At 57.0% G+C, this 26655-nt stretch carries 18 protein-coding genes, 1 pseudogene and 1 CRISPR repeat array; of the genes and pseudogenes, 5 read left to right on the plus strand and 14 right to left on the minus strand.

The window, feature by feature from the left end; translation table 11 throughout:
* Window positions 1-43 precede the first annotated feature (43 nt).
* From AB8W27_RS15620 to AB8W27_RS15630, 3 genes are read right to left on the minus strand one after another with little or no spacing between them, the layout of a single operon-like run.
* Complete coding sequence (locus AB8W27_RS15620) at window positions 44-1822, minus strand: SmdB family multidrug efflux ABC transporter permease/ATP-binding protein (RefSeq protein WP_012815556.1); 1779 nt, start codon at window positions 1820-1822, stop codon at window positions 44-46.
* Window positions 1815-3590, minus strand: a complete 1776-nt coding sequence (locus AB8W27_RS15625; protein ID WP_012815555.1) for a SmdA family multidrug ABC transporter permease/ATP-binding protein — start codon at window positions 3588-3590, stop codon at window positions 1815-1817. The genes AB8W27_RS15620 and AB8W27_RS15625 overlap by 8 nt, the downstream gene beginning before the upstream one ends.
* A gap of 57 nt (window positions 3591-3647) precedes the next feature.
* A complete protein-coding gene (locus tag AB8W27_RS15630) occupies window positions 3648-4109 on the minus strand; it encodes an Lrp/AsnC family transcriptional regulator (RefSeq protein WP_004387554.1) in 462 nt (153 codons plus the stop codon).
* Window positions 4110-4224: 115 nt separating this feature from the next.
* Here AB8W27_RS15630 and AB8W27_RS15635 point away from each other — a divergent pair, with 115 nt between their 5' ends.
* The 3 genes from AB8W27_RS15635 to AB8W27_RS15645 all read left to right on the plus strand — a co-directional run bounded on the left by AB8W27_RS15635 (window position 4225) and on the right by AB8W27_RS15645 (window position 9328).
* A complete protein-coding gene (locus AB8W27_RS15635; RefSeq protein WP_012815553.1) occupies window positions 4225-5271 on the plus strand; it encodes a PLP-dependent cysteine synthase family protein in 1047 nt (348 codons plus the stop codon).
* Window positions 5272-5669: 398 nt separating this feature from the next.
* Entirely contained in the window at window positions 5670-6107 is a 438-nt protein-coding gene (locus AB8W27_RS15640) for a hypothetical protein (RefSeq protein WP_012815551.1), read from the plus strand.
* 11 nt (window positions 6108-6118) lie between these two features.
* Window positions 6119-9328 (plus strand): hypothetical protein, encoded by a 3210-nt coding sequence (locus AB8W27_RS15645; RefSeq protein ID WP_369832980.1) that lies wholly within the window; start codon window positions 6119-6121, stop codon window positions 9326-9328.
* 39 nt (window positions 9329-9367) lie between these two features.
* Here AB8W27_RS15645 and cof read toward each other — a convergent pair whose 3' ends face one another.
* Window positions 9368-10186, minus strand: a complete 819-nt coding sequence (cof, locus tag AB8W27_RS15650) for an HMP-PP phosphatase (protein WP_041923267.1) — start codon at window positions 10184-10186, stop codon at window positions 9368-9370.
* Window positions 10187-10279: 93 nt separating this feature from the next.
* On the opposite strand from cof, the gene AB8W27_RS15655 reads away from it, so the two are divergent.
* Window positions 10280-12010: an SgrR family transcriptional regulator gene (locus AB8W27_RS15655; RefSeq protein ID WP_041923266.1), complete on the plus strand. Its 1731-nt coding sequence runs from the start codon at window positions 10280-10282 to the stop codon at window positions 12008-12010.
* A gap of 29 nt (window positions 12011-12039) precedes the next feature.
* The gene (queC, locus tag AB8W27_RS15660) at window positions 12040-12735 is read left to right on the plus strand and encodes a 7-cyano-7-deazaguanine synthase QueC (RefSeq protein ID WP_012815547.1); all 696 of its coding nucleotides are present in this window, start codon (window positions 12040-12042) and stop codon (window positions 12733-12735) included.
* Here queC and AB8W27_RS15665 read toward each other — a convergent pair.
* The 10 genes and pseudogenes from AB8W27_RS15665 to tig all read right to left on the minus strand — a co-directional run bounded on the left by AB8W27_RS15665 (window position 12728) and on the right by tig (window position 26551).
* Window positions 12728-13564, minus strand: coding sequence for an MBL fold metallo-hydrolase (locus AB8W27_RS15665; protein ID WP_071820267.1), 837 nt, complete (start codon window positions 13562-13564; stop codon window positions 12728-12730). The two genes, queC and AB8W27_RS15665, sit on opposite strands and share 8 nt — an antisense overlap.
* A gap of 225 nt (window positions 13565-13789) precedes the next feature.
* Window positions 13790-14169 (minus strand): annotated as a pseudogene (gene crcB, locus AB8W27_RS15670) (fluoride efflux transporter CrcB).
* Window positions 14170-14278: 109 nt separating this feature from the next.
* Window positions 14279-16564: a CRISPR direct-repeat array (repeat unit 29 nt; unit sequence CGGTTTATCCCCGCTCGCGCGGGGAACAG).
* Between the two features lie 212 nt (window positions 16565-16776).
* Window positions 16777-17175: a YbgC/FadM family acyl-CoA thioesterase gene (locus tag AB8W27_RS15675; protein ID WP_012815543.1), complete on the minus strand. Its 399-nt coding sequence runs from the start codon at window positions 17173-17175 to the stop codon at window positions 16777-16779.
* A gap of 125 nt (window positions 17176-17300) precedes the next feature.
* The gene (locus tag AB8W27_RS15680; RefSeq protein ID WP_041923265.1) at window positions 17301-17669 is read right to left on the minus strand and encodes a helix-hairpin-helix domain-containing protein; all 369 of its coding nucleotides are present in this window, start codon (window positions 17667-17669) and stop codon (window positions 17301-17303) included.
* A 146-nt stretch (window positions 17670-17815) separates the two neighbouring features.
* Complete coding sequence (ppiD, locus tag AB8W27_RS15685; protein ID WP_041923264.1) at window positions 17816-19693, minus strand: peptidylprolyl isomerase; 1878 nt, start codon at window positions 19691-19693, stop codon at window positions 17816-17818.
* Between the two features lie 214 nt (window positions 19694-19907).
* Window positions 19908-20180, minus strand: coding sequence for a nucleoid-associated protein HU-beta (gene hupB, locus AB8W27_RS15690; protein WP_007766399.1), 273 nt, complete (start codon window positions 20178-20180; stop codon window positions 19908-19910).
* Window positions 20181-20389: 209 nt separating this feature from the next.
* On the minus strand, window positions 20390-22744 hold the full coding sequence (lon, locus tag AB8W27_RS15695) for an endopeptidase La (protein WP_007766396.1): 2355 nt from the start codon (window positions 22742-22744) through the stop codon (window positions 20390-20392).
* Between the two features lie 186 nt (window positions 22745-22930).
* A complete protein-coding gene (gene clpX / locus AB8W27_RS15700; RefSeq protein ID WP_007766392.1) occupies window positions 22931-24205 on the minus strand; it encodes an ATP-dependent protease ATP-binding subunit ClpX in 1275 nt (424 codons plus the stop codon).
* A 123-nt stretch (window positions 24206-24328) separates the two neighbouring features.
* The gene (gene clpP / locus AB8W27_RS15705) at window positions 24329-24952 is read right to left on the minus strand and encodes an ATP-dependent Clp endopeptidase proteolytic subunit ClpP (RefSeq protein WP_004387730.1); all 624 of its coding nucleotides are present in this window, start codon (window positions 24950-24952) and stop codon (window positions 24329-24331) included.
* A gap of 300 nt (window positions 24953-25252) precedes the next feature.
* The gene (tig, locus tag AB8W27_RS15710) at window positions 25253-26551 is read right to left on the minus strand and encodes a trigger factor (protein WP_007766391.1); all 1299 of its coding nucleotides are present in this window, start codon (window positions 26549-26551) and stop codon (window positions 25253-25255) included.
* Window positions 26552-26655: the final 104 nt, after the last annotated feature.

Genomic DNA, 26655 nt, shown 5'->3' on the forward strand with positions numbered 1-26655 from the left:
ACCACAAAGGATGCGTGTTAGCAGAACGCGTAATTTTGGTGCGTCAGGCGCTGAGCGGTTCCTCTTTCGCCGCAGCCTGTAACTCTTCGCCGGCAAGCTGGAGCTGATACATCTGCCAGTAGCGTCCGCGCGCCGCAAGCAACGCCTGATGACTGCCCCGCTCCACCGCCTGCCCGCGATGCAGCACCAGAATGGTGTCCGCCTCCACGATAGTCGAGAGACGGTGCGCGATAACCACCAGCGTCGTATGCGGACGGATAGCCGCCAGCGCGTGCTGAATCGCCTGTTCGGTACCGGAATCGATGTTCGCAGTCGCTTCGTCGAGGATCAGGATCTGCGGCGCGTCCACCAGCACGCGCGCCAGCGCCAGCAGCTGCTTCTGCCCGACGGAGAGATTGTTGCCCTGCTCGCCGAGACGAGTATGAATGCCGTCGCTCATCCCGCGCGCCAGTTCGGCGAGTTGTACCGTTTCCAGCACCGCCCATACCCGCGCTTCGTCGATGTCGCGCCCGAGCGTAACGTTCGCGAAGAAAGAATCGGCAAGCACGACAGGATCCTGCTGCACCATCGCCACGCCTTTGCGCAGCACGCCATGGCTGAGCGAGGCAAGCGGACGGCCATCGAGGCGGATTTCGCCCGACGTGAGCGGGTAGTAGCCCATCAGCAGACTCGCCAGCGTGCTTTTGCCGCTGCCGGTATGCCCGACCAGCGCCACAAAGTGACGTGACGGCACCGAGAGCGAAATGTCTTTCAGCACCAGCTGATCGTCGCGATAGGCGAAAGAGACGTTATCCACCTCAATCGCCCCGCTCGCCAGCGGGCGCTCATCATGGCCGTAGTCCTGGCGCGGCCTGTCCATCAGCTCGAATACGCGTTCGCCCGCCACCAGCGCCTGTTGCAAAATCGACTGCTGGGTGGTGAGCTCGATCAACGGCTCGTTAAGACGACCCAGATAGCTGATAAATGCGTAGAGCACGCCCACCTGAATCGTCCCGGCGGCGGTGAAGCCGAACAGCATCAGCAGCCCGCACAGCACCAGCGCTGAAAAGAGGCTCAGCAACGGGCGCAGCAGAAAGCCGTCCAGGCGCAGCGTCTGCATGCGCGCCAGATAGTGTGAATGGCTGGCGGCGTTCATGCGCTCGCCAAAACGGGTCTGCTGGCGAAACTGCTGAATAACATTCATCCCGCTGATGACTTCATTAAAGCCGTCGTTAATATCCGCCAGATAAGTCCGCACCCGGCGCACAATCGGCGTGCTGTAGCGCTGATAAATCGTCATCACGATAAGCACCGCCGGGAAGATGGTGATGGCCACCAGCGCCATGCGCCAGTCGAGGCTGAACATCGCCACCAGCATCGCGCCGATCAGCGCGGCGCTGCGCAGCACCGTCGCCACCACCGTGACATAGAGATCGCGGATCACTTCGGTATCGTTAGTGACGCGCGAAATCAGCTGCCCCACCGGCTGGGTATCGAACGCGCTGAGCGGCTGGCGCAGCGCGGCGTCCATTACATCAGTGCGCAGCTGCTGCACCACGCCTACCGCCGTCTGGTTAAACAGCAGCGCCTGCCAGTAATGCAGCCCGGCGGCGAGGATTTGCAGCAGCACATAGGCGAACGCCAGCCCGGCCACCAGCCCCAGCGGCAGCTGGTTTTTCGCTACCAGATTATCGATGAAATAGCTGATGAGCGCAGGCCCGGTCACTTCCGCCGCCGCCGCGACCCAGAGCATCAGCACCGCGCCGCCGAGCGGTTTACGCCACGGCGAGCCATACGCCAGCAGACGTTTCAGCGTCGACCAGCTCTTTACGGTATTACGCATTCAGCGCCTCCTCGTCGTTCTCTTCCGGCGCGTCGTCCAGCGCCGCTTCGAGCTGCTGATAGCGATACATATCCCGATACCAGCCCGGCTGAAGCGCGAGCGCCTCGTGCCGCCCGCGCTGCGCCACCTGGCCGTGTTGCAGCACCAGAATTTCGCTGGCTTCGGTCAGCGCCGAGAGCCGGTGCGCGCTGATGATTACCGTGCGGTTTTCGCCCCACTGGCGCAGGTTATGCAGTATCTGGTGTTCGGTGCGGCCATCGACCGCGGAAAGCGCGTCGTCCAGCACCAGGATTTCGGCCTCCAGCAGCAGCGCGCGGGCAATGGAGATACGCTGCTTCTGGCCGCCGGAGAGCATGACGCCGCGCTCGCCGACCTGGGTGTCATACCCCTGCGGAAGACGCAGAATATCGTCATGCACGCAGGCGAGTTTCGCCGCCTGTTCTATCTCTTCCTGCGTGGCGTCAGGCTTGCCCAGCGCGATATTGCTGCCGACCGTATCAGAGAATAAGAACGGCGTCTGGTTGACGACCGCAAGCCGCCCTCGCCAGTCATCCAGATGCACGCGCGCGAGCGAGACGTCATGAAACGTTATCTCCCCCTGGTCGAGATCGAAATGGCGCTGAATAAGCGACAGCACGCTGGTTTTCCCGGCGCCTGTCGGGCCGCACAGTCCCAGCATCTGGCCGTGTTTCAGCGTGAATTGCACATTATGCAAAGTGGCGCGGGCGGCATGCGGGTAGCGGAATTCACGGATAGCGACTTTCAGCACGCCGCGCCCGGCGGGCAGCGACGCCTGGCCATCTTCCACCACCGGCGCCTCCGCCAGCAGCGCGCGAATGCGGCTGTATGCCGCGCTGCCGCGCTCGACAATGTTAAACATCCACGCCAGCGCCAGCATCGGCCAAATCATCAGGCCAAGGTACATCATAAAGCTGGTGAGCTGGCCGAGCGTCAGCGTACCGTTCATCACCATCCAGCTGCCGCCGCCGATGGCCAGCAGGTTCGCCATGCCAATCGCGATATAAATCGTCGGGTCGAAACGGGCGTCCACGCGCGCCACGCGCAGGTTTTTCACGCCGGTATCGCGCGCGTCTTCAGAAAATAGCGTCGACTGCCTGTCTTCCAGGCCGAACGCCTTGATCATGCGGATGCTGGTCAGGCTCTCCTGGGTTCTGTCGTTGAGCGACGAGAACGCCGCCTGCGCGGCTTTAAATCGGTTGTGCAATTGATCGCCGTAACGCTTGATGACAATCGCCATCACCGGCATCGGCAACAGCGCCAGTAGCGTGAGCTGCCAGCTAATCTGGGTACACATGATGACCAGCACCGCGCAGCCCATGACCAGCGAATCGACCAGCGTCAGTACGCCCTCGCCCGCGGCGAAGACCACGCGGTCCACGTCGTTGGTGGCGCGCGCCATCAAATCGCCCGTGCGGTGACGCAGATAGAACTCCGGATGCTGGCGGCTGAGCTGACGGTAGAAATCGCGTCTGAGTTCGACGGCCAGTTGATAGGACGCGCCAAAGAGCAGTACGCGCCAGACGTAGCGCAGCAGATAGACAACAATCGCAATCACCACCAGCAGGCCCACCCACAGCAGCACCTGGCGCGTGGTGTAGTGGTGTTGGGTGACGCCATCGACAACGTAGCCCACCACTTTTGGCGGCACCAGTTGCAAAATGGCGATAACAATAAGCAGGGCAACCGCGCCGAGGTAGCGACGCCACTCCCGGCTAAAATACCAGCTTAACTGAGCAAATAATCGCACGCGAAATTCCTGATTGGTCTGATGATAAAGCGCGGATGTCGTGGCGAGCCAGACGGTTCAGCGCTTAAGCGGCAGGGCCGTGGTGTATTTTATCTGCTCCATGGCGAAGCTCGAAGTGACATCTGACAGCCCCGGCACCCGGTTAACCAGACGTTTATAAAAGTCGTCATAGCTTTTCATATCGGCTACCTGTACCCGCATAAGGTAGTCGTATTCGCCCGCCATGCGCCAGAAACCGAGCACTTCCGGCATCTCTTCAACCACCGCGACAAACTGACTGTACCAGTCGCTGCTGTGATGCTGCGTTTTAATCAGCATAAAGGCGGTGAGGCCGAGGCCGAGTTTTTCCGGGTCGAGCAGCGCGACACGCTTAATAATATAGCCGTCATCTTCGAGCCGCCGAAGCCGCTTCCAGCAAGGCGTTGTCGTCAGATTAACGGCATCGGCGAGCGCCTGCAAAGAAAGCGTCGCGTCCTCCTGAAGCAGCGCCAGCAGCCTGCAATCAATTTTATCTAACATTACCGATTCCTGTAGAAAATTTTTCTCCCATACCAGCAACTGACAGGCTAAAAGGCAACTTATTTTCCTGTCAGATGCTTTACGCTGGGCACAAATTGATAAACCGGAACGAATCATGTCCAGCACCTGGGTTCACCACGCCATTAATGAGATCCACGCCGACGCCCGGCGTTCTGCGGATACCCATTTGATCCGCTTTACCCTGCCCGCGTTTCCGGGAATCTGGTTCTATCTGAAAGACGAAAGCACGCACCCTACCGGCAGCCTGAAGCACCGTCTGGCGCGCTCGCTGTTTTTATACGGCCTGAGCAACGGCTGGATCCGCGAAGGCACGCCGGTTATCGAGGCGTCATCCGGGTCCACCGCGGTTTCGGAAGCCTGGTTCGCTCGCATGCTGGGCCTGCCGTTTATCGCCGTGATGCCCGCCTGCACCGCGCGGCGCAAAGTGGAGCAGATTGAATTTTACGGCGGTCGCTGCCATTTCGTGCAGAGCGCCTGCGAAATTTACGAGGCGTCGGAAGTACTCGCCCGCGAGCTGCGCGGCCGCTATATGGATCAGTTTACCTTCGCCGAGCGCGCGACCGACTGGCGCGGCAATAACAATATCGCCGACAGTATTTTCCGCCAGATGAGCAACGAGCCGCACCCGGTGCCCGATTATATTGTGATGAGCGCCGGCACTGGCGGCACGTCCGCCACCATTGGCCGCTACCTGCGCTATCAGGGACACGAGACGCGCCTGATGGTGGTCGACCCTGAAAACTCGGTCTTTTACGATTACTGGCAGCAGCGCGACGGCGGGCTGAAAAGCAGCGTCGGCAGCCGCATCGAGGGGATTGGCCGCCCGCGCGTCGAGCCCTCTTTTATTCCCGATGTGATAGACGAGATGTTACAGGTGCCAGACGCGGCGAGCGTGGCGGCGATGCAGTGGCTGAGCGAGCTGCTGGGCCGCAAAGTGGGCGCCTCCACCGGCACCAATATGTGGGGCGCGCTACAACTGGCGGCGCGAATGCGTGAGGAAGGCCGCAGCGGCGCTATCGTCACGCTGCTGTGCGACAGCGGCGAGCGGTATCTGGAAACCTATCACAACCCGGAATGGGTGGCGGCCACCATTGGCGATATCTCGCCCCGGCGCGCCGCTATCCATGAACTTTTGCGTTAAGCGAAGGACTGGCGGGACACGAGCGGCGCTGATGCGCCGCTTTTTTTAGATAATCTGTTTCTGGAAAACCCGCTCGTTTATATTAGTTTCCCAAATGTAAAAAAAAGCCATCATAAAAATTAACCACTAAGCTGCCGCTCTGCCTTCTCATCCATCAATAAATCAAATGAAACATCATTTATTATTTTCTTAAGAAATAAACCAATCACTTTTAAGAATTTATTAAAATCTATCTTCATCAACTCTGTATAAAATCAGCATTCTTTCTCCCGGTATGCTGGCATAACGCCGCGCGCTTCTCGCGGTTAGTCAGTCTATTACTGGACACATTTCGGGTCATCCCGGCCAGATTGCGCAGGGATAGCTGGCATCCTGTAATCAGACAGATAAGAGATAATATGTTCAATAACAAAAGCATTTATATGGCTGCGATGATGATGTCTTTAAGCGCCTGCACCACCGCGCCTAAAAGCGCACCGGTGAAAAGCACCGCGCCGCAGGCGGCAAGCGTCTCCGCGCAACCTTCGCCGACGCCGGTTGAATCCATGAATCAGCTTGCGCCGGTGAGTAACGATACTAAATCGCGTCTTGAGCGCTGCCTCGCTGAAACTAAACACCTCTCGGATATTAATCGTGAAAAATATCGCGAGCAGATAGACACGCTATATCGCAGCATTAAAGCGACGCAATATTACGCCTCTATCAGTAACGATCTGTCCAATATTATGGTGGATACCATTACGCCGCTGTATCAGTTCCGTGTTAATGACGCCTGCAATACGATTTCGCAGTCTCTGCTGGCCGAACTGAAAAAAGGCGCAGGGCTGGCTAAATGAGAGGTGATGGGATGAAGGGAAGAATAAAAAGCCGCCTCACCGCGCTCGCCGCTTTGCTGGCGCTCGCACTGAGCGGGCAGTCGTCCTGGGCTGCGCAAAATAGCGCTGCCGCTCAGGGTAATGATTTTCTGTCGTCAATTCAGCAGATTGAAGTGAAGCAGATAGACTTCCCGGAACCCACCCGGCGCGCGCAAACGCCGTCGGCGTCGCGCGCGCAAATCAACGATCTTCAGCAAGAGATCGCCCGCCTGAAAAAACAGCTGAAAGCGGCGGAGCAGGAGAAGAAAAGTCTCAGCGCGCCTGGCGACCTCCAGGCGCAAAACGCGCAGTTGCTGAAAGACAACAGCGCGCTTGCGAAAGAGAACGAGCGTCTCACCCGCAGCCAGCAGAGCGCACAGCGCGAACAGGGCGCGACCAGCACACAACAGGCCGCACGCATCGAAGTGCTGGAGCAAAAAGCCGCGGAACTTCAGGCCGCGCTTGCCAGTAAAACCACAGAGCTTGCGCAGCTGAAAAAAGCGAGCGCGGGCCACTCCGCAAGCGAAAGCACACTGCAAAAGCAGATAGCGCGTCTTGAAACGGAAAAGGCTGCCATCGCAGAACGCGATGCGCAGGACAGCGCGCGTTTTAATCGTGATATGCAGGCGCTACGCAATGAGCTGAATAAGCGCGCCGATGAACTGGTGGCGCTAAAAACCACTGGCGATAAACGCGCGCAAAGCGAAAGCGCATTGCAAAAACAGCTTGCGCAGCTGGAGCAGGAGAAAGCGGCGCTTGCGGCGCAGAACGAGAAGAGCGTCGGTGCGCTGAATAGCAAAGCGCAGACGCTTCAGACGGAACTCGATAAACGCACCGCCGAGCTCACCGCGCTTAAAAAGGCAGGCGCAGAGCACACCCAGAGCCAGAGCGCGCTGGAAAAACAGCTCGCGCAGCTGGAGCGCGAAAAAGCGGCGCTTACGGCACAAAACGCACATGACGTCGATGCGCTGAATAGCAAAGCGCAGACGCTTCAGGCGGAACTCGATAAACGCACCACCGAGCTCGCCGCGCTTAAAAAGGCAGGCGCAGAGCACACCCAGAGCCAGAGCGCGCTGGAAAAACAGCTTGCACAGCTGGAGCGCGAAAAAGCGGCGCTTACGGCACAAAACGCACATGACGTCGATGCGCTGAATAGCAAAGCGCAGACGCTTCAGACGGAACTCGATAAACGCACCGCCGAGCTCGCCGCGCTTAAAAAGGCAGGCGCAGAGCACACCCAGAGCCAGAGCGCGCTGCAAAAACAGCTCGCACAGCTGGAGCAGGAGAAAGCGGCGCTTGCGGCGCAGAACGAGAAGAGTGTCGATGCGCTGAATAGCAAAGCGCAGACGCTTCAGGCGGAACTCGATAAACGCACCACCGAGCTCGCCGCGCTCAAAAAGGCAGGCGCAGAGCACACCCAGAGCCAGAGCGCGCTGCAAAAACAGCTCGCACAGCTGGAGCAGGAGAAAGCGGCGCTTGCGGCGCAGAACGAGAAGAGTGTCGATGCGCTGAATAGCAAAGCGCAGACGCTTCAGGCGGAACTCGATAAACGCACCGCCGAGCTCACCGCGCTTAAAAAGGCAGGCGCAGAGCACACCCAGAGCCAGAGCGCGCTGCAAAAACAGCTCGCACAGCTGGAGCAGGAGAAAGCGGCGCTTGCGGCGCAGAACGAGAAGATCGTCGATGCGCTGAATAACAAAGCGCAGACGCTTCAGGCGGAACTCGATAAACGCACCACCGAGCTCGCCGCGCTCAAAAAGGCAGGCGCAGAGCACACCCAGAGCCAGAGCGCGCTGGAAAAACAGCTTGCACAGCTGGAGCAGGAGAAAGCGGCGCTTGCGGCGCAGAACGAGAAGAGTGTCGATGCGCTGAATAAACAGCTCGCGCAGTTGGAGCAGGATAAAGCGTCGCTGGCAGCGCAGAACAGCATGCTGCTTAAAACCAGCACGCTCAGCAAAGAAGAGAAAGAAAAATTACAAAAAGCGCAGGCGGAGCAAACCGCATTGCTGCAAAAAAACCAGGCGGCAGAAGCCGCACTTAAAGCGCAAATAGCCACGCTTACGGAAAAACTTAACGCCTCGACAACACTTGCCGCCAGCACGCAGGAGAAAGCCACGTCCCTTGCAACGAAGCTTGCCAGCGTGAAAGGCAGTCAGAGCGACAAAGAAAAAGCGCTACAGAGCCAGCTGCAGCAGGCGGCGCAGTTAGCCGCAGCGAAAGAAATGCTCAATAAGCAGCTTGCTACGGCGCAGACGGATATCGCCACGCTGAAACAAGCGCTGGCGGACAAAGAGAGCCGTTTGCAGCAGTCGGATAACGCGCTGGCCGCGCTGAAAGAAGAATCACAATCCGTAAAAGCGCTGTCGACGGCTTCCGCTACCAGCCAGCAAAAAGCGCAGGCTGAGCTTGAAGCGCTTAAACGCGCGAATGAAGAGCTTAACGGTAAACTGGCAAGCCTGAACGCCGACACTGCGGCGCAAAAAGCGCAGGCCGAAAAAGAGAAAGCCGACTTACTGGCGCAGACAGAGAAACTGAAAGCCGACGCGGCAGCGCAGGCGCAGACGCTGACCGCCAGTAAAACCGCACCGGAAGTGAGCGCCGCGACGCTTAAAGATAAGGCGAATAAACAGTCCTACGCGAATGGCGTTATGTTTTCAAGGCTGGTGCAAAAAAGCATGGACCAGATGGCGGATCTGGGTATCAAAACCAATCTTCCAATCCTGCTGGCGGGGATCAAAGATGGCCTGGCGCAAAAGGTCGCCATTGAGCCGAAAGCATTGCTGTCATTGCATGAATCGATGCTGAAAGAGCTTTCCAGTCGCGAAGAGAAGAAGTATCAGACGGGTATCGACAATCTTGAGAAAGTCACGGCCCAGAAAAAGCTACTGAAGCGTAATAAATCGCTGTTCTTTGTGCAGACCAAAGCGGGCAAAAAAGCTATTGCGCCGGGTGAGACAATTAACGTCACGTTTAAAGAGCAAACCATTGAAGGCCGCGTGCTGAACAATAACGCGAATGTGCCGGTGACCTATGATGAAAATCTGCCGTATATCTTCCAGCAGGCGCTGGAACTGGGTAAACGGGGCGGCATCATGGAGGTCTACTGCTTCGCAGGCGATCTCTATAACCCGGACACCATGCCGCCGGATCTTTTCAACTACTCGTTAATGAAGCTGACCGTCACAATAAGCGCTGGCAAATAAAAAAAGCCGGGGGTAACCCCGGCTTGCCGGAAGGCCACATCACTCGGGGGAGTATTCTTGATGCGGATGGTCCAGCCAATGTGTCAAATAGTGGGCGACCGCCTGTTTGCTGCAGTGCCCGATAACCGGCAGATGGGGAAGTTCCGCAATAAGCTGCGGCATAGCGTTACCCATAATCAGCCCCTTCCCTGCCAGCGATAACATTTCGCGATCGTTCATCGCATCGCCAAACGCCATACAATCCGCCATCGTGATGCCAAGATGCAGGCTCAGCGCCTGCAACGCCGCGCCTTTGTTGCACCCGGGCGGCAACACTTCCAGACAGTCGAGCGCCGAAAAGCAAATATGCGCCTGCGAACCGAGCGCCTCGCAAAGCTGAACGCGCAGTTCACACAGCGCGTCGTGATCGGCGACAAAGCAGATTTTTGTCACCTGATGGACGGGCAAACGCTTCAGGTCAGTCAGTTGATAGCGAAAGCCGCTCCACGCGTGCGCCTCAAGTAACGCCAGGTCGTCAGTATCCGTCAGCCAGCCGCTGTCGTTAAACACATGCAGACTGGCCGGGGTATTCCAGTGTCCGTGCAGTACGGCTTCCGCTACCTGCGGCGATAAATCTTCAGCAAACAGCCGTTCGCCCGACGGCGCATGAATGCGCGTACCGTTGCCGGTAATGAGGAACGCCTCCAGCGCGATTTTTTGCAGCATCTGCCGCATTTCCAGCAGGTGACGACCCGTCGCGAACGCCAGCGTTATGCCGCGTTGATGCAGACGGCGCAATGCCATCTGTGTGGTTTCGCCAAGCTGATGGTCAGGCATCAGCAGTGTGCCATCCATATCAAAAGCGGCCAGTCGCGCCATCGTTTGTCCCTCTCTTTCGGTTGACTTGCAGTATTGCCTGGCATATACGGAACTAATAGTGAATAGTTACGAAAAATTGTTCCGGGTTTTGATATGCGCCTTCTGAACCGCCTCAATCAGTTTCAGCGGCTGTGGCAGCCCTCGGAGGGCGCGCCGCAGGCCGTGACCATCGCAGAGCTTGCCGCGCGCTGCTTTTGCAGCGAACGTCATGTCCGCACGCTGCTGGGTCAGCTCCAGCAACAGGGCTGGTTGCGCTGGCGCGCGCAGTCGGGCCGCGGCAAACGGGGCGAGCTTACTTTTCTGGTGTCGCCGCATACCGTGCGCGCTGGCATGATGGAAACCGTGTTACGCCAGGGGCAGCCTCATCATGCCCTGGCGCTGGCCCAGCTCGCGTCCGGGCAACTGCGCCAGTTGCTGCACCCGTTTCTGGGCGGCCAGTGGCACAACGATACGCCCACGCTGCGCATTCCTTATTACCGTCCGCTGGAGCCGCTGAGGCCCGGCTTTTCGCCTGGCCGCGCCGAACAGCATCTGGCCCGGCAAATCTTCAGCGGGCTGACGCGCTTTAACCCCCACACCGCGCGTCCCGAAGGCGATATGGCGCACCACTGGAGCGTCTCGCCGGACGGACTGAACTGGCGGTTTTATCTGCGCCCCACCCTGCACTGGCACAATCATGAGCCCATCGACGCCTGGCAACTCCAGCAGCGGCTGCGACAGTTATTGTCGCTTGAGACGCTGCGCCAGCTGTTCGCAAGCGTCAAAGAGATCGCAGTGGAGCACAAACACTGCCTGCGATTTGAACTCACGCGCCCGGATCACTGGCTGGCGTGGCGGCTTGCCAGCCATGGCTGTTATCTGGCCCACCCGGAGGACGCCGCGATCGGCAGCGGGCCGTTCCGGCTCGCCACGTTTTCGCCTGAACTGGTGCGCATTGAAAGCCACGACCGCTGTCATCTCGGGCACCCTTTGCTGAATGCGGTTGAGTACTGGATAACGCCGGATCTCTTCGACAGCGCGCTGGGCACCAGCTGTCGCCACCCGGTGCAGATAGCCATCGGGCAGCAGGAAGAACTGGTGCATCTGCGCCCCGTGAGCAACAGTGTCAGCCTTGGGTTCTGCTATCTCGGTATCCGGCAAAACGGGCGGCTGTCGCGCGCGCAGGCGCGCTGGCTGATGCAACTCATTCATCGCAGCGGCATGATAGATAGTCTGCCGCTCGACGAGCATCTGATCACGCCCAGTCATGAACTGTTGCCCGGCTGGCATCTTCCGCAATGGCCCGACGAGCCTCCCCCGCCGCTGCCGCCGTCGCTGACGCTGGTCTATCACCTGCCGGTCGAATTGCCGGTGATGGCCCGTCAGCTTCAACACGACCTGGCGGCGCGCGGATGCGCCCTGACGCTGCATTTTCATCAGGCGAAAAACTGGGACGGCTGCACGCCACTGGCGCAGGCGGATATCGTCATGGGCGATCGGCTGATTGGCGAAGCGCCGGAATATACGCTGGAGCAGTGGTTACGCTGCGATCCGCTCTGGCGACACCTGTTAACGGGCCCGCAGCGGGCGCATCTGGAAGCCACCCTTGATGCGGTACAAAGCCATCCGGATGACCAGAGCCGTCACGCGGCGCTGCGCCAGGTGTATCAGACGCTGATGCACGACGCCGTTATCACCCCGCTCTTTAACTATCGCTACCAGATAAGCGCGCCGCCGGGCGTGAACGGCATCGAACTTAACGCGCTCGGCTGGTTTGATTTCAGCCGCGCGTGGCTGCCGCCGCCGCAAGAAGCTGGTGGACGCGCCAGTGCGGCGCTACCATAACGGTTTTGCTATTCAATGACAGGGGCTTTATGAAACGTGCCGTTGTGGTCTTCAGCGGAGGCCAGGACTCCACCACCTGCCTGATTCAGGCGTTACATCAATACGATGAAGTGCATTGCGTAACGTTTGACTATGGTCAGCGCCATCGTGCGGAAATTGATGTCGCCAGCGCCCTTGCCGCATCGCTGGGCGCGCGAGCGCATAAAGTGCTGGATGTCACGCTGCTTAATGAACTCGCGGTCAGCAGCCTGACGCGCGACAGCATCCCGGTGCCGGATTACGATCCTAACGCCGAAGGGTTGCCGAGCACCTTCGTGCCTGGCCGCAATATTCTCTTCCTGACGCTGGCCTCGATTTACGCGTATCAGGTGCAGGCGGAAGCGGTGATTACCGGCGTCTGCGAGACCGATTTTTCCGGCTACCCGGATTGCCGCGACGAGTTTGTTAAAGCGCTGAATCACGCCGTCGCGCTCGGAATGGCGCGCGACGTACGCTTTGAAACGCCGCTGATGTGGCTGAATAAAGCCGAAACCTGGGCGCTCGCGGATTACTGGGGCAAGCTTGATGTCATCCGCCAGCAAACCCTGACCTGCTATAACGGCATTCAGGGCGATGGCTGCGGCGAATGCGCCGCCTGCCATCTGCGCGCCAACGGGCTTAGTCAGTATCAGGCCGCTAAGCCTGCCATTATGGCCGCGATGAAGCAGAAAACCGGGCTTAAATAGCCAGCTTTTTCCCGCTGATACGTTCAAATTCGCGGGCGTCGTGGCTGCAAAACAGTCGCACGCCCGCGCTGGCGTCTGCGGCCAGAAGCCGTAAACGTTTCTGGTTCGCCAGTCGCGCGGCTTTGTCTTTTTGCATCATCCACTGATAAAAACGCAGGCCCGGCGTACAGTGCGGATCTGCCGCCATTTCATCGCGATAAAACCAGGCGTCGCCGCCGTGCAGCAACCAGCCCTGCGGCGTATCAATCGCCACGCCCGCATGCCCTTCCGTATGTCCCGGCAGCGGGATCAATAAAATTTCCGGCGGCAGGCCATCAAGCGAGCGCACGGCGCTGAAACCAAACCACGGCTCGCCATGCGCCTGGTATCCATGCCACCCGGAACGGTTGCCCCACTGCCCCGGACGATAGCGCGCAGTGTCAAGCCACGTGTCGCGCCCGTCTGCGGCCGTCATTTCCCGTTGCATTAAATGCACCTGCGCGTGCGGAAAATCGCTGATGCCGCCCGCGTGGTCGAAATCCAGATGCGTCAGCACAATGTGGCGGACATCTTCCGGCTTAAAGCCCAGCGCCTGAATATGATGCAGCGCCGTTAATGATTCACGGTACTGGATATTGTTCAGCGCCCGGAAAAAGAGCGGCAAACGGCGGCCAGGATGGCGCATATCATCGCAACCAAAACCGGTATCCACCAGCACCAGCCCGTGATGTTCAGTTTCTATAAGCAGGCAGTGGCAGATGAGATGCGCGTGCAACCCTTTGCTGAAGCCATCGTACAGCGCGCCGCCCAAAGGACACATACAACCGCAGTTGAGATGGTGTACTCGCATAGCCTCTCCTTTGTTGCGCAGTCTTGAAAATTGAACAATGGCTTTGAAGTATAAACGGTGCTGAAGAATGTGAGGGGAAATGACAAAGCATGGAAAACGTTTTCAGGGTGGTGTGATGAACGTCCCCTGCCGATGCGCGTTTATTCCCATCAGCGCGGATGACTTCAGGCTTCAATAACATCGTGGTCAGCGGGACGGCCACCGCTGTTATGAGGGCCGTTCATTTTATCGGGTCATTAATGAGGCAAGGAAAAACCCAACGTAGACCGCCAGCAGGGATAACACGACATGGACAGTGACTTCAGTCGCCGCGGCCAGATAATGACTGGCCTGCAAATGCGAGAACACCTCCTCTGAGAAGGTAGAAAACGTGGATAACCCCCGCAGAGACCGGTGGTGATCATCAGTTTCAGGGCGCCGTCATCGTGTACGTATTTAACAAAAAATAACGTTGCGAAGCCGATAATTAATCCAGCCAGAACGTTGGCCACTAACGTGCCGGGAGGCAGTAACGGGAATAAACTGTTCAGACGATTTGAGATAGCCCAGCGTATTACACTGCCGATGCCGCCGCCGACTAACACCGCCACGAGTGTTGGAAACATATGCTCTCCTTTAATAAATTCAACTCATGTAAACGCATGTTAAAACTAATCATTTACTGCCAATGCATGAGCGTTTGCTATTTATTAAATAACAGGCACGCCAGGAATACGGTTTATCCCCGCTCGCGCGAGGAACAGGATTAAAGACGATGATACGCCGTGGTGCGCCGCGGTTTATCCCCGCTCTCGCGGGGAACAGGTCTGTGTCCACGATTTGCCAGTCATCCGGATCGGTTTATCCCCGCTCGCGCGGGGAACAGAGCGATAGCTGAGTCGAGTACACACGAAATTTCGGTTTATCCCCGCTCGCGCGGGGAACAGCACAGAGCCGAGCTTATCCGCTGCGTGAAAGCCGGTTTATCCCCGCTCGCGCGGGGAACAGGTTCCCGCGAGTTTTAGGAGCAACGGAAATAAAGGTTTATCCCCGCTCGCGCGGGGAACAGGTGGTCAACCTCCTGCGCCGGTACTGCGCGCCCGGTTTATCCCCGCTCGCGCGGGGAACAGTCGGTGGTTTGCCAGAACGCAGCGCGCCAGGCCGGTTTATCCCCGCTCGCGCGGGGAACAGAAATTCAGCGTGCTGTCTGACGAGCCGACCGACGGTTTATCCCCGCTCGCGCGGGGAACAGGCCGCCCGGCGTCGTGCATCAGGCGCATCTCGCGGTTTATCCCCGCTCGCGCGGGGAACAGACGCGGCGCCGTAAATGACTGGATTATCCCGGCGGTTTATCCCCGCTCGCGCGGGGAACAGGGGGGTTTATATGCCAGCAATTATTGTCAGTACGGTTTATCCCCGCTCGCGCGGGGAACAGTCCGCACTCGGCGCGCTGGCGCATCTTGCCAGCGGTTTATCCCCGCTCGCGCGGGGAACAGTGCTGTTCGTACTGATTCTATTAAAGCGAAACCGGTTTATCCCCGCTCGCGCGGGGAACAGTTTTTCACCGCGCTTTGGTGTATTTCCAAAATCGGTTTATCCCCGCTCGCGCGGGGAACAGCCTGAAATAAACATCATCTTCTTTTATAAATCCGGTTTATCCCCGCTCGCGCGGGGAACAGAGCGCTGCGGCCAGCAGCATCCCGCCGGCAAACGGTTTATCCCCGCTCGCGCGGGGAACAGTTCTTCCCACAGCTCGCCAGCAGCAGCCAGCCCGGTTTATCCCCGCTCGCGCGGGGAACAGTGATGGCGAAGGCTCTACATGACCCTGAGGCGCGGTTTATCCCCGCTCGCGCGGGGAACAGACTGACTGCCTGCTGCCTCTATTGTGTCTCGCCGGTTTATCCCCGCTCGCGCGGGGAACAGAGCGTCAGCAATCAGCAGCTCTCAGACGAGTACGGTTTATCCCCGCTCGCGCGGGGAACAGACGTCACCTGGTGTTATGGTCATATGCTGGTACGGTTTATCCCCGCTCGCGCGGGGAACAGGAATCGGCGGTATGGCACTGCGCGTACCACTCCGGTTTATCCCCGCTCGCGCGGGGAACAGTCAACCTGGGCAATGATGTTCTGCTCTACGGTCGGTTTATCCCCGCTCGCGCGGGGAACAGTTTTTTTCCGCATTCCAGGCACTCAATCAAAACGGTTTATCCCCGCTCGCGCGGGGAACAGTGCATGGCGTTAGGCAGGTCGGAAACCTGAAGCGGTTTATCCCCGCTCGCGCGGGGAACAGCCTTGCCTGATATTGAGATTTTTTCTCCCTGACGGTTTATCCCCGCTCGCGCGGGGAACAGGAAGTGGACGATATTCTGAAAGCGTCACTGTTCGGTTTATCCCCGCTCGCGCGGGGAACAGCTTTCTTTGATAATGTTTATGATGTTCACTAACGGTTTATCCCCGCTCGCGCGGGGAACAGGCGGTTGAAGCGCTGTTCGCACAGCTCACCGGCGGTTTATCCCCGCTCGCGCGGGGAACAGAATACCTTTTGCGCACAAATTGATGTCATTACCGGTTTATCCCCGCTCGCGCGGGGAACAGCAAAGATGCATATGATTTATTCATCATAATCCCGGTTTATCCCCGCTCGCGCGGGGAACAGTCCACGGCGATGGCCGCCGTAACGGGCTCGGCCGGTTTATCCCCGCTCGCGCGGGGAACAGTTCGCGAGCTGCTCCACCTCTTTAAACGGCTGCGGTTTATCCCCGCTCGCGCGGGGAACAGTTATGCGCGACCGTGGCGTTAATACGACGCCGCGGTTTATCCCCGCTCGCGCGGGGAACAGTCGAAGCAACGCCGGGCGTTAGCAAACAGCTCCGGTTTATCCCCGCTCGCGCGGGGAACAGCCGTTGGAGGGGGTAATTTAACGGCAAAACTTCGGTTTATCCCCGCTCGCGCGGGGAACAGCCCCGCGCCCCGCGTGCCTGTATCGTGCCACACGGTTTATCCCCGCTCGCGCGGGGAACAGCTAACGGTAACCCTTTGTACTGCTTATGATTTTTTCGCCATCCACATCCTACCAACATTTTTACAACAACCCATCTTGTTAAAGAACGGCTGCCCTGTTGATTTTGAAGGCGTTTTTCAGCAACGCTTGTGGGCCGTTAACATCTACCGGATTGTTTATCTTCAGCGGCGATAAATCCACGATGGCGTGCACAGTCACCACGATTGCAGAATTTACCCTGTGAGTTTTTCCAGTTTTTCACGCAGTTCGCCTTCGATCGGCAGCGCTTTCTGGGTTTTCAGATCGATACACACAAACGTGATGAGCGCATCGGCGACTACCTCGCCTTCGGGCTCCAGCGTGATGATCTGGCTTAGTATCCCGCTTTTACCGTTAAGCTGTTTTACCTGACTTGTGACGGTCAGCAAATCGCCGAGCACGGCGGGCCGCCGGTAGTTGATATTGATGTTAACGACGATAAACGCGATGTTGTTCGCCATCATCCATTTGAAGCTTTCATCGTTTTCCAGCCCATCCCAACGGGCTTCTTCCAGAAACTCCAGATAACGCGCGTTGTTCACATGCTGATAAACATCTATGTGGTACCCACGCACTTTGATTTGAGTCTGCATAGCGCTTAAACCTTTTCTTTTTTGTAGGGGATACAGCGTCATATAAAAAACAGAGGCCACACCACTGGTATGACCTCTTTAGTCTGGCAAAGTTTTTCAACTCTGCAAGCACGGATGATTAACGATTAGAGACGGATCCGGGAAAGGTTGCGTTCAACAAGCGAATTGCCCATTCCCGGCACCTGTTTTAAATCCTCTATGGACTTAAACGGGCCATACTCTTCGCGATAGCTGACGATAGACTGCGCTTTCTTTTTACCAACGCCGTTCATCGCCTGCGCAAGTTCATCCGCCGTGGCGGTATTAATACTCACGGTTTCTTCGAGGGTTTCAGGCGCCGTTTCCGGCTTCGCCTGCGGCGCAGCGGCTGCCGGTTTTTCTTTTACCTGCTCCGCCTGCGCTTTGCCTGCTGATGGCGCGGCGGTTGCTGTGGTGCAAAAGATGCCGCCCACGAGCGCGACGGCGAGACAAAAAGTGTTGATTCCACGTTTCATGCTGTGATCTCCTTGTTTATTAACAGCACCGCCACCTTAAGCGGAGAGAGAAACGGGCTCAAACGCCAGATTTCAGAAATGGAAAAGGCCGCGAAAGCGGCCTTTGGGGTTTGCAGTGAATTGCAAAAATTGTGCGAGACGTCTCGTTATTGCTGTGGTGCCGTGCCCGCATCGCCAAGTTTGATTTTGGCGTCTTTACGCAGGCCCTTCAGCAGCGCGTCAAAGGCGATTTCCGCATTATTCTGGATAAGGCGTTGGCCCATGGCTTTCTTCTGCGCGTCCGGCATGGTGCCGCTGCGTACGTCATCCAGCGCCAGCAGCACGACGTTGCCCTGCATGTCGTTGCCAATGCCATAACTCGGCTTATCTTTCGCCGGCAGTGGCAGTGCGAACACGGGCTGCGTCAGCGTATCCTGAGTAGTGCGCTCAAAGGTTTTCGCCGGGCTGAAGGCAATACCTGCCGCTTTCAGCGCCTCGTCCCCTTTGCCCGCTTTCAGCGCGCTCAGCAGTTTTTGGGCTTCTTCATTCGCAGCCTTGAGCGCCTTCTGGTGTTTCACCAGCGCGGTGACCTGCTCTTTGACGTCGGCAAGCGGTTTTTCCGCCTGCGGTTTATGATCGGTAATGCGCAGCACGAAGGCGCGATCGCCATCAACGGTGATGATGTCAGAGTTGCTGCCCGGCGTACCGTTCGCGCCCAGCAGGTTGCCGCCAAACACCGCGTCGGTAACCGGTTTAAAGTTGAGCTCTACCGGCACCGCATCGCGGCTGAACCAGTCGGTATCCACCGCTTTCACGCCAGCGGCTTTTTCCGCGCTGACCAGCGATTCATTGTCGTTGTTCGCCGCATCGCTCACTTTACGCTGCAGTGCGAAGAACGCGTCCAGCGCTTTCTCCTGCTTCACTTTCGCGCTGATGTCGTCATGCACTTCAGAGAGCGGCTTCACTTTGGCTGGCGTGGTGTCGTCAAGACGCACAATCAGGAAGCCAACAGAGGATTTGATCACGTCAGAAAGCTGGCCTTTGTCTTTCAGACCGGCATTTTTGAACTCATCCGGCGTGGTGCCTGGCTCCAGCCACCCCATGTCGCCGCCGTTGCGGGCGGTAATGACATCCACCGATTTCTCTTTCGCAAGCGTTGCGAAATCCGCGCCCTGCTTGAGCTGTGCGAGAATGGCTTTCGCCTCGGCTTCAGTTTTGGTCTGGATCAGGCTGTAGCGGTTGCGCTCTGGCTGGCCGAATTCATCCTGATGTTTGTCATAGTACGCCTGGATTTCGTCTTCGCTGGCGTTCTCTGCAAGCGCGGCGGCGTCAAGCTTGATGTAGCTTACGCGGAACTGTTCAGGCGACTGGAAGTTGTTGGCGTGCTGCTGGTAGTAGTCTTTGATTTCCTGCTCGGAAACCTGCTGCTTCTCGGCCAGCGCATCGACGACAATGGTCGCGGTGCGTGCCTGACGCTGCTGGGCGAACAAGGCGGCGAACTGATCGCTTTCGCCAGGCAGAATGAAATCGCTGCCCATAACGGCGCTGACCAGTTGATCGGTGGTGAGCTGGTTCCGCAGCGCCTGCGCGTATTGATCGGCGCTCATGCCCATACTGGTGATAATGGCGTTGTAGCGCGCATTATCAAATTTTCCGTCGCTCTGGAAGGCCGGGTTTTTGAAGATGGACTGACGCACCTGCTCGTCGCTGATCTCCAGATGAAGCGAGCGCGCATACTGGTCGATCAGGGCTTCGTCAATCAGCCCCTGCAACGCACGCTGGCGCAGCTCGGCCATATATTGTTCATTGGAAGCGAGCTCAGAGAAGCGGTCGCCCATTCTTCTCTCGAGGTTGTTGCGCTCGATGTTGACCGCATTTTCAAGCTGGGCCCGGCTGATCTCCTGGTCGTTAACTTTTGCGGCATAGTTGCTGTTACCGCCAATCAGGTAGTTACTCACGCCAGTCAGTATGAATGACAGGATAATCAAACCCAGAATGATCTTGAGCACGACGTGATTCGCCGCCGCGCGTAAATTGTCCATCATGGTGTAACAACACTCCGCTGTAGAATGACAGGTAGAACTCGCACAGAAACGTGGCGGCATCCGCTGGGCCGCTGCGCGCAAAGGCGTATTGTGACAAGAAACCGGGGCGGTTGTCAGCCCATATCGGCAGATTACTCATCCAGAAAGAAAAAAGGCACATCTGACGATGCGCCTTGTTTTTTATCCCCTGGCTGCGATAACGCCAGCCACAGGATCAGTTAACCGCGTCTTTCAGGGCTTTACCAGCACGGAAACCCGGAACTTTCGCAGCCGCGATGGTGATTTCCTTGCCCGTCTGTGGGTTGCGGCCGGTGCGGGCAGCACGTTCACGAACAGCAAAAGTACCAAAGCCAACCAGCGCTACTTCATCCCCGGATTGCAGAGATTCAGTCACGGAATCAATCAAAGCATCTAACGCACGTCCAGCCGCTGCTTTAGAAATATCGGCACCTGCGGCAATTTTGTCTATCAGTTGAGATTTATTCACTCTTCTCTTCCTCTCTTTATATTTTATATCGCACCGGAATCCTTCGCGACGCGACCGCGCAGCAGTTATAACAGTCCTCACATGCCCTTACAACAGGAGTTGTTGATGGCACCCCGGACCGGCAATCTAAATTAGCTATACAAAAAAAGGCTGGCAAGTGCGAAAGCACTCACCAGCCCTGTTTTTCTCAGTGCGCTTGCGTCAGGTCACTATTTCGCAGTGGCGACCTGCATGCCGTACGGCGCGTTTTGCAGCGCCAGCGTCAGCACTTCTTCGATGCGCTTGACCGGGTGGATGTCCAGATCGGCAATCACGTTCTCCGGGATTTCTTCCAGATCGCGCTTGTTCTCATCCGGGATCAGCACGGTTTTGATGCCGCCACGGTGGGCTGCCAGCAGTTTCTCTTTCAGACCGCCAATCGGCAGTACCTGACCACGCAGCGTAATTTCACCGGTCATCGCCACATCGGCGCGAACCGGGTTGCCGGTCAGGCAGGAGACCAGCGCAGTGCACATCGCGATACCGGCGCTCGGGCCATCTTTCGGCGTGGCGCCTTCCGGCACGTGAACGTGAATATCACGTTTTTCGTAGAAGTCGCTGTTGATGCCAAGCTTCTCAGCACGGGCGCGCACCACGGTTAACGCCGCCTGGATGGACTCCTGCATCACTTCGCCAAGAGAACCGGTGTAGGTCAGTTTGCCTTTGCCCGGTACGCACGCGGTTTCGATGGTCAGCAGATCGCCGCCCACTTCCGTCCACGCCAGCCCCGTCACCTGCCCTACGCGGTTTTCGCTGTCGGCGCGGCCATAGTCGAAGCGCTGCACGCCCAGGAAATCCTTCAGGTTTTCACCGGTGATTTCGATGCGTTTGAGCGATTTATCCAGCAGCAGCTGTTTCACCGCTTTACGGCACAGTTTAGAGATTTCACGTTCAAGGCTACGCACGCCCGCTTCGCGAGTGTAGTAGCGGATGATGCCGATGATGGCGCTGTCATCCACGTCAATCTCATTCTCTTTCAGCGCGTTACGCTCAATCTGCTTCGGCAGCAGGTGGCGCTTCGCGATGTTGAGTTTTTCATCTTCGGTGTAACCGGACAGACGGATCACTTCCATACGATCCAGCAGCGGCGCCGGAATGTTCATGGAGTTGGACGTCGCGACAAACATAACGTCGCTTAAGTCGTAATCCACTTCCAGATAGTGATCGTTAAAGGCCACGTTCTGTTCCGGATCGAGCACTTCCAGCAGTGCGGAAGCCGGATCGCCACGCATGTCCGAGGACATTTTGTCGATCTCATCGAGCAGGAACAGCGGGTTTTTTACGCCCACTTTAGCCATTTTCTGAATCAGTTTACCCGGCATGGAGCCGATGTAAGTACGACGGTGACCGCGGATTTCCGCTTCGTCACGCACGCCGCCCAGCGCCATACGGACATACTTACGACCGGTGGCTTTGGCGATGGACTGACCGAGCGAGGTTTTACCTACCCCCGGCGGCCCAACCAGGCAGAGGATCGGCCCTTTGATTTTATTAACACGGCTCTGGACCGCGAGGTATTCCAGGATGCGGTCTTTGACGCGCTCAAGGCCGTAGTGGTCGGTATCCAGGATTTCCTGGGCCTGACGCAGGTCTTTTTTGACTTTGCTGCGCGCGTTCCACGGCACCTGCACCATCCAGTCGATATAGCCGCGCACCACGGTCGCTTCGGCGGACATCGGCGACATCATTTTCAGCTTCTGAAGCTCGGCTTCGGCTTTCTCTTTCGCCTCTTTCGGCATTTTGGCCGCGTCGATTTTACGCTTCAGCGCTTCGTTTTCGTCCGGCGCGTCGTCCATTTCGCCGAGCTCTTTCTGAATGGCTTTCATTTGCTCGTTCAGATAGTACTCGCGCTGGCTTTTTTCCATCTGTTTTTTAACGCGATTACGAATGCGTTTTTCAACCTGCAACAGGTCAATTTCCGATTCCATCATCGCCATCAGGTATTCCAGACGCTCGTTGATGTCGGACATCTCCAGCACCGACTGCTTGTCGCTGAGCTTCAGCGGCATGTGCGCGGCGATGGTATCCGCGAGACGCGCCGGATCGTCGATGCTGTTAAGCGACGTCAGCACTTCTGGCGGGATTTTTTTGTTCAGCTTGATGTAGCCTTCGAACTGGCTAATCGCGGTGCGCACCAGCACTTCCTGCTCGCGCTCGTCGATAGCCGGGGATTCGAGGTATTCCGCTTTCGCCGCGAAATGGTCGCCGTTGTCGGAAAGCGTGGTGATACGCGCGCGCTGCAAACCTTCGACCAGCACTTTGACGGTGCCGTCCGGCAGTTTCAGCATCTGCAAAATAGACGCCACGGTACCGACGGTAAACAGATCGTTCACGCCCGGCTCATCCGTTGAGGCTTCTTTCTGCGCCACCAGCATGACTTTTTTGTCATTATCCATGGCGGCTTCAAGACAACGAATAGACTTTTCCCGTCCCACAAACAAAGGGATAACCATGTGCGGATAAACCACCACATCGCGCAATGGCAATACGGGGATTTCAATGCGTTCAGAACGCTCAGGATTCATAGAGCTCTCTCTTAGTTTAGTTTCCGCCTGGTGATGGGGCGCATGTGAACGCACTTCACGGCATCACCAATTAAGTAATTCAGTATATGGGGATGTTTCCCGGACATTCAACGGCACGGAAGCAGGAAAAATAAATGGGGGAATATTTCCCCCATTTAATGTTAACTGATTGTCGGAACTGGCGAATTATTCGCCGGATGCCTGCTGGGCTTCCGGCTTGCCATAAATCAGCAGCGGTTCGCTCTGGCCGGCAATCACCGACTCGTCGATGACCACTTTTTCCACTTCGTCCATGGACGGCAGATCGTACATGGTCTCAAGCAGCGCCGCTTCTACGATAGAGCGCAGGCCACGCGCACCGGTTTTACGGGACATCGCTTTCTTCGCGATGGCTTCCAGCGCTTCGTCGCGGAACTCAAGTTCCACGCCTTCAAGATTGAACAGCGCCTGATACTGTTTGGTCAGGGCGTTTTTCGGCTCTTTCAGGATCTGAATCAGCGCGTCTTCACTCAGCTCGTTCAGCGTAGCCACCACCGGCAGACGACCGATGAATTCCGGGATCAGACCAAACTTGATCAGATCTTCCGGCTCTACCTGAGACAGCAGCTCGCCTTCGGTCGCTTTCTGCGATTTACCTTTGACCGTCGCGCCAAAACCAATGCCGGAGCCGGTTTCAACGCGGTTAGCGATAACTTTATCGAGGCCTGCGAATGCGCCGCCGCAGATAAAGAGGATCTTGGAGGTATCAACCTGCAAGAACTCCTGCTGCGGATGCTTGCGACCGCCCTGCGGCGGTACGGCAGCCACGGTGCCTTCGATAAGCTTCAGCAGCGCCTGCTGAACGCCTTCGCCGGACACGTCGCGCGTGATGGACGGGTTATCGGATTTACGGGAGATTTTATCGATCTCATCAATATATACGATGCCGCGCTGCGCTTTCTGTACGTCGTAGTCGCACTTCTGGAGCAGTTTCTGGATGATGTTTTCCACATCCTCGCCCACGTAACCGGCTTCGGTCAGCGTCGTGGCGTCGGCCATGGTAAACGGCACATCCAGCAGGCGCGCCAGGGTTTCGGCGAGCAGCGTTTTACCGCTACCGGTCGGGCCAATCAGCAGAATGTTACTTTTGCCAAGCTCCACGCCGTTGGAGGTGTCGCCGTTACGCAGACGCTTGTAGTGGTTGTAGACCGCTACCGCCAGCACCTTTTTCGCCTTTTCCTGACCGATGACGTAGTCGTCAAGATGGCTACGAATTTCATGTGGCGTCGGCAGAGCGCTGCGTTCACGGTGCGGAGCCACTTCTTTAATCTCTTCGCGAATAATGTCGTTACACAGATCGACACACTCGTCGCAGATATACACGGACGGCCCGGCAATCAGCTTGCGCACTTCATGCTGGCTTTTGCCGCAAAAAGAGCAGTACAACAGTTTGCCTGAGCTGTCTTTGCGCTTATCTGTCATGAGTCAAAACCTCTTTTCTGTTCTTAGTGCCGCACGCGACAACGCCATGCCAATACCAGCGCCTGCCGCCAGGATACCGAGGGCCACCTCTTAATGAGTATAGCGGCCCTCCCGTGGCGGGCGTCAGTTACGATGGGTCATGATGGAGTCAACCAGACCATACTCTACTGCTTCACCTGCAGAGAGGAAACGGTCGCGCTCAGTGTCTCTCTCGATTTGTTCAAGAGGCTGGCCCGTATGTTGCGCCATCAGTTCGTTCATGCGTGCTTTCACTTTCAGGATTTCACGGGCGTGGATTTCGATATCCGTCGCCTGCCCCTGGTAGCCGCCCAGCGGCTGGTGGATCATTACGCGCGAGTTGGGCAGGCAGAAACGTTTCCCTTTCGTGCCCGCTGTCAGCAGGAAGGCGCCCATTGACGCGGCCTGGCCCATACAAATGGTGCTGACGTCCGGCTGAATAAACTGCATGGTGTCGTAGATAGACATCCCGGCGGTGATTACCCCACCCGGCGAGTTAATGTAAAGATAGATGTCTTTCTCTGGGTTTTCCGCTTCCAGAAACAGCATCTGCGCAACAATCAGGTTAGCCATCTGGTCTTCGACCTGGCCGGTCAGAAAAATGATACGTTCCTTGAGCAGACGGGAGAAAATATCGTAAGAACGCTCGCCGCGCGAGGTCTGTTCAACAACCATCGGCACCAGAGCCATATGGGGTGCAAATTGATCACGTTCGTCACTGTATGACATATCCGTCTCCTGGATAAATATTCTGAGTAACCTGCTGCACTGATTCTACTTGAGACCGTACAGGATGACTATGCTCCTGCCGGTAAACACCTTACGGACGGATTATCAGCCAGTCGTACACTTTTTACTGTTTCATTAATGGGGATAATGATGCCCTGTTTCAAGCATAACAATCTTTTGCTGTTACGCTAACACCGAAACACCCCTTACCCGCCATTTTTGGGTAGGAAAAGTGACAAAAAAGCCCGTCACCCTGCGGTGACGGGCCCCATGTGCCTCGTCGTGAAACGATGAAAGGGCTTACGCCTGCTGGTTCATCAGTTCGTTGAAAGAGGTCGGTTTTTCGGTCACTTTCGCTTTCGCCAGTACCGCTTCAACCGCCTGCTCTTCCAGCGCCACGTTGCGCATGTTGTCCATCAGCTCATTGTTCTTGCTGTAGAACTCGATAACTTCTGACGGATCTTCGTAAGCAGAAGCCATCTCTTCGATCAGCGCTTTCACGCGATCTTCGTCAGCTTTCAGCTCATGGGTACGAATGACTTCGCCCAGCAGCAGACCGACAACGACGCGACGTTTAGCCTGTTCTTCGAACAGTTCGCGCGGCAGTTCCAGAGCCTGTTTCTCGTTACCGCCGAAACGCTGTGCGGCCTGACGGCGCAGCACGTCGATTTCGCCGTCGATCAGCGCAGCCGGAACGTCGATGTTATTCGCGTTCACCAGACCTTCGATAGCCTGAGACTTGATGCGGTTACGCACGGCGCCTTTCAGCTCGCGGTCCATGTTTTTACGCACTTCAGCGCGCAGACCGGCAACAGAACCATCTTCAACGCCGAAACGTTTGATGAATTCTTCGGTCAGTTCCGGCAGTTCGCGCTCTTCAACTTTCTTCAGGTTGATGACGAACTTCGCGGCTTTACCTTTCAGGTTTTCCGCGTGGTACTCTTCCGGGAAGGTCACGTCGATGGTGAACTCTTCGCCCGCTTTGTGGCCTTTAACGCCTTCTTCAAAGCCCGGGATCATGCGGCCCTGGCCCATCGCCAGGACGAAGTCGGTCGCTTTGCCGCCTTCGAACTCTTCGCCGTCTACAGAGCCGGTGAAGTCGATGGTAACGCGGTCTTCCGCATCAGCGGCGCCGTCTTTGTCTTTCCAGGTAGCCTGCTGCTTGCGCAGGGTGTCCAGCATGGTGTCTACGTCAGCGTCGGTTACTTCAACAACCGGTTTTTCCACTTCGATAGATTCCAGACCCTGCAGCTCAACTTCCGGGTACACTTCGAACTCTACGGCGTAGGTGAAGTCTTCGCCCAGTTTGTATTCGCCCGGAACATAGTTCGGTGCGCCAGCCGGATTGATTTTTTCTTTGATGATAGCGTCAACGAAGTGACGGCTCATCAGATCGCCCAGCACATCCTGACGCACGGACGCGCCATAACGCTGAGCAACAACATTCATCGGTACTTTGCCTTTGCGAAAGCCGTCGATACGCACTTTCTTTGCCACGTTGACCAGCTCGCTTTTTACAGCGTTCTCGATGCTGTCAGCAGCGATAGTAATCGTTACACGGCGCCCAAGGCCCTGAGTGGTTTCAACTGAAACTTGCATCTTGTTACCTCAAAAAATCACAGTGCTCGGTCAACTCTGGAAGCCCTATGGTATTCGCTTCGCAGAACCGGGACGTCTTCTTTAGCAGAAACACTATCCCTGTC

The sequence above is a fragment of the Cronobacter turicensis genome (assembly GCF_041222865.1).
GTDB lineage: Bacteria > Pseudomonadota > Gammaproteobacteria > Enterobacterales > Enterobacteriaceae > Cronobacter > Cronobacter turicensis.

What these genes read in the sequence shown, in the direction of transcription:
- AB8W27_RS15655 (WP_041923266.1), top strand. Translation starts at nt 10,280, where the DNA reads ATGCGCCTTCTGAACCGCCTCAATCAGTTTCAGCGGCTGTGGCAGCCC.
- AB8W27_RS15630 (WP_004387554.1), bottom strand. Translation starts at nt 4,109, where the DNA reads ATGTTAGATAAAATTGATTGCAGGCTGCTGGCGCTGCTTCAGGAGGAC.
- AB8W27_RS15645 (WP_369832980.1), top strand. Translation starts at nt 6,119, where the DNA reads ATGAAGGGAAGAATAAAAAGCCGCCTCACCGCGCTCGCCGCTTTGCTG.
- AB8W27_RS15635 (WP_012815553.1), top strand. Translation starts at nt 4,225, where the DNA reads ATGTCCAGCACCTGGGTTCACCACGCCATTAATGAGATCCACGCCGAC.
- cof (WP_041923267.1), bottom strand. Translation starts at nt 10,186, where the DNA reads ATGGCGCGACTGGCCGCTTTTGATATGGATGGCACACTGCTGATGCCT.
- clpP (WP_004387730.1), bottom strand. Translation starts at nt 24,952, where the DNA reads ATGTCATACAGTGACGAACGTGATCAATTTGCACCCCATATGGCTCTG.
- clpX (WP_007766392.1), bottom strand. Translation starts at nt 24,205, where the DNA reads ATGACAGATAAGCGCAAAGACAGCTCAGGCAAACTGTTGTACTGCTCT.
- AB8W27_RS15665 (WP_071820267.1), bottom strand. Translation starts at nt 13,564, where the DNA reads ATGCGAGTACACCATCTCAACTGCGGTTGTATGTGTCCTTTGGGCGGC.
- AB8W27_RS15675 (WP_012815543.1), bottom strand. Translation starts at nt 17,175, where the DNA reads ATGCAGACTCAAATCAAAGTGCGTGGGTACCACATAGATGTTTATCAG.
- ppiD (WP_041923264.1), bottom strand. Translation starts at nt 19,693, where the DNA reads ATGATGGACAATTTACGCGCGGCGGCGAATCACGTCGTGCTCAAGATC.
- AB8W27_RS15620 (WP_012815556.1), bottom strand. Translation starts at nt 1,822, where the DNA reads ATGCGTAATACCGTAAAGAGCTGGTCGACGCTGAAACGTCTGCTGGCG.
- tig (WP_007766391.1), bottom strand. Translation starts at nt 26,551, where the DNA reads ATGCAAGTTTCAGTTGAAACCACTCAGGGCCTTGGGCGCCGTGTAACG.
- AB8W27_RS15680 (WP_041923265.1), bottom strand. Translation starts at nt 17,669, where the DNA reads ATGAAACGTGGAATCAACACTTTTTGTCTCGCCGTCGCGCTCGTGGGC.
- queC (WP_012815547.1), top strand. Translation starts at nt 12,040, where the DNA reads ATGAAACGTGCCGTTGTGGTCTTCAGCGGAGGCCAGGACTCCACCACC.
- lon (WP_007766396.1), bottom strand. Translation starts at nt 22,744, where the DNA reads ATGAATCCTGAGCGTTCTGAACGCATTGAAATCCCCGTATTGCCATTG.
- AB8W27_RS15640 (WP_012815551.1), top strand. Translation starts at nt 5,670, where the DNA reads ATGTTCAATAACAAAAGCATTTATATGGCTGCGATGATGATGTCTTTA.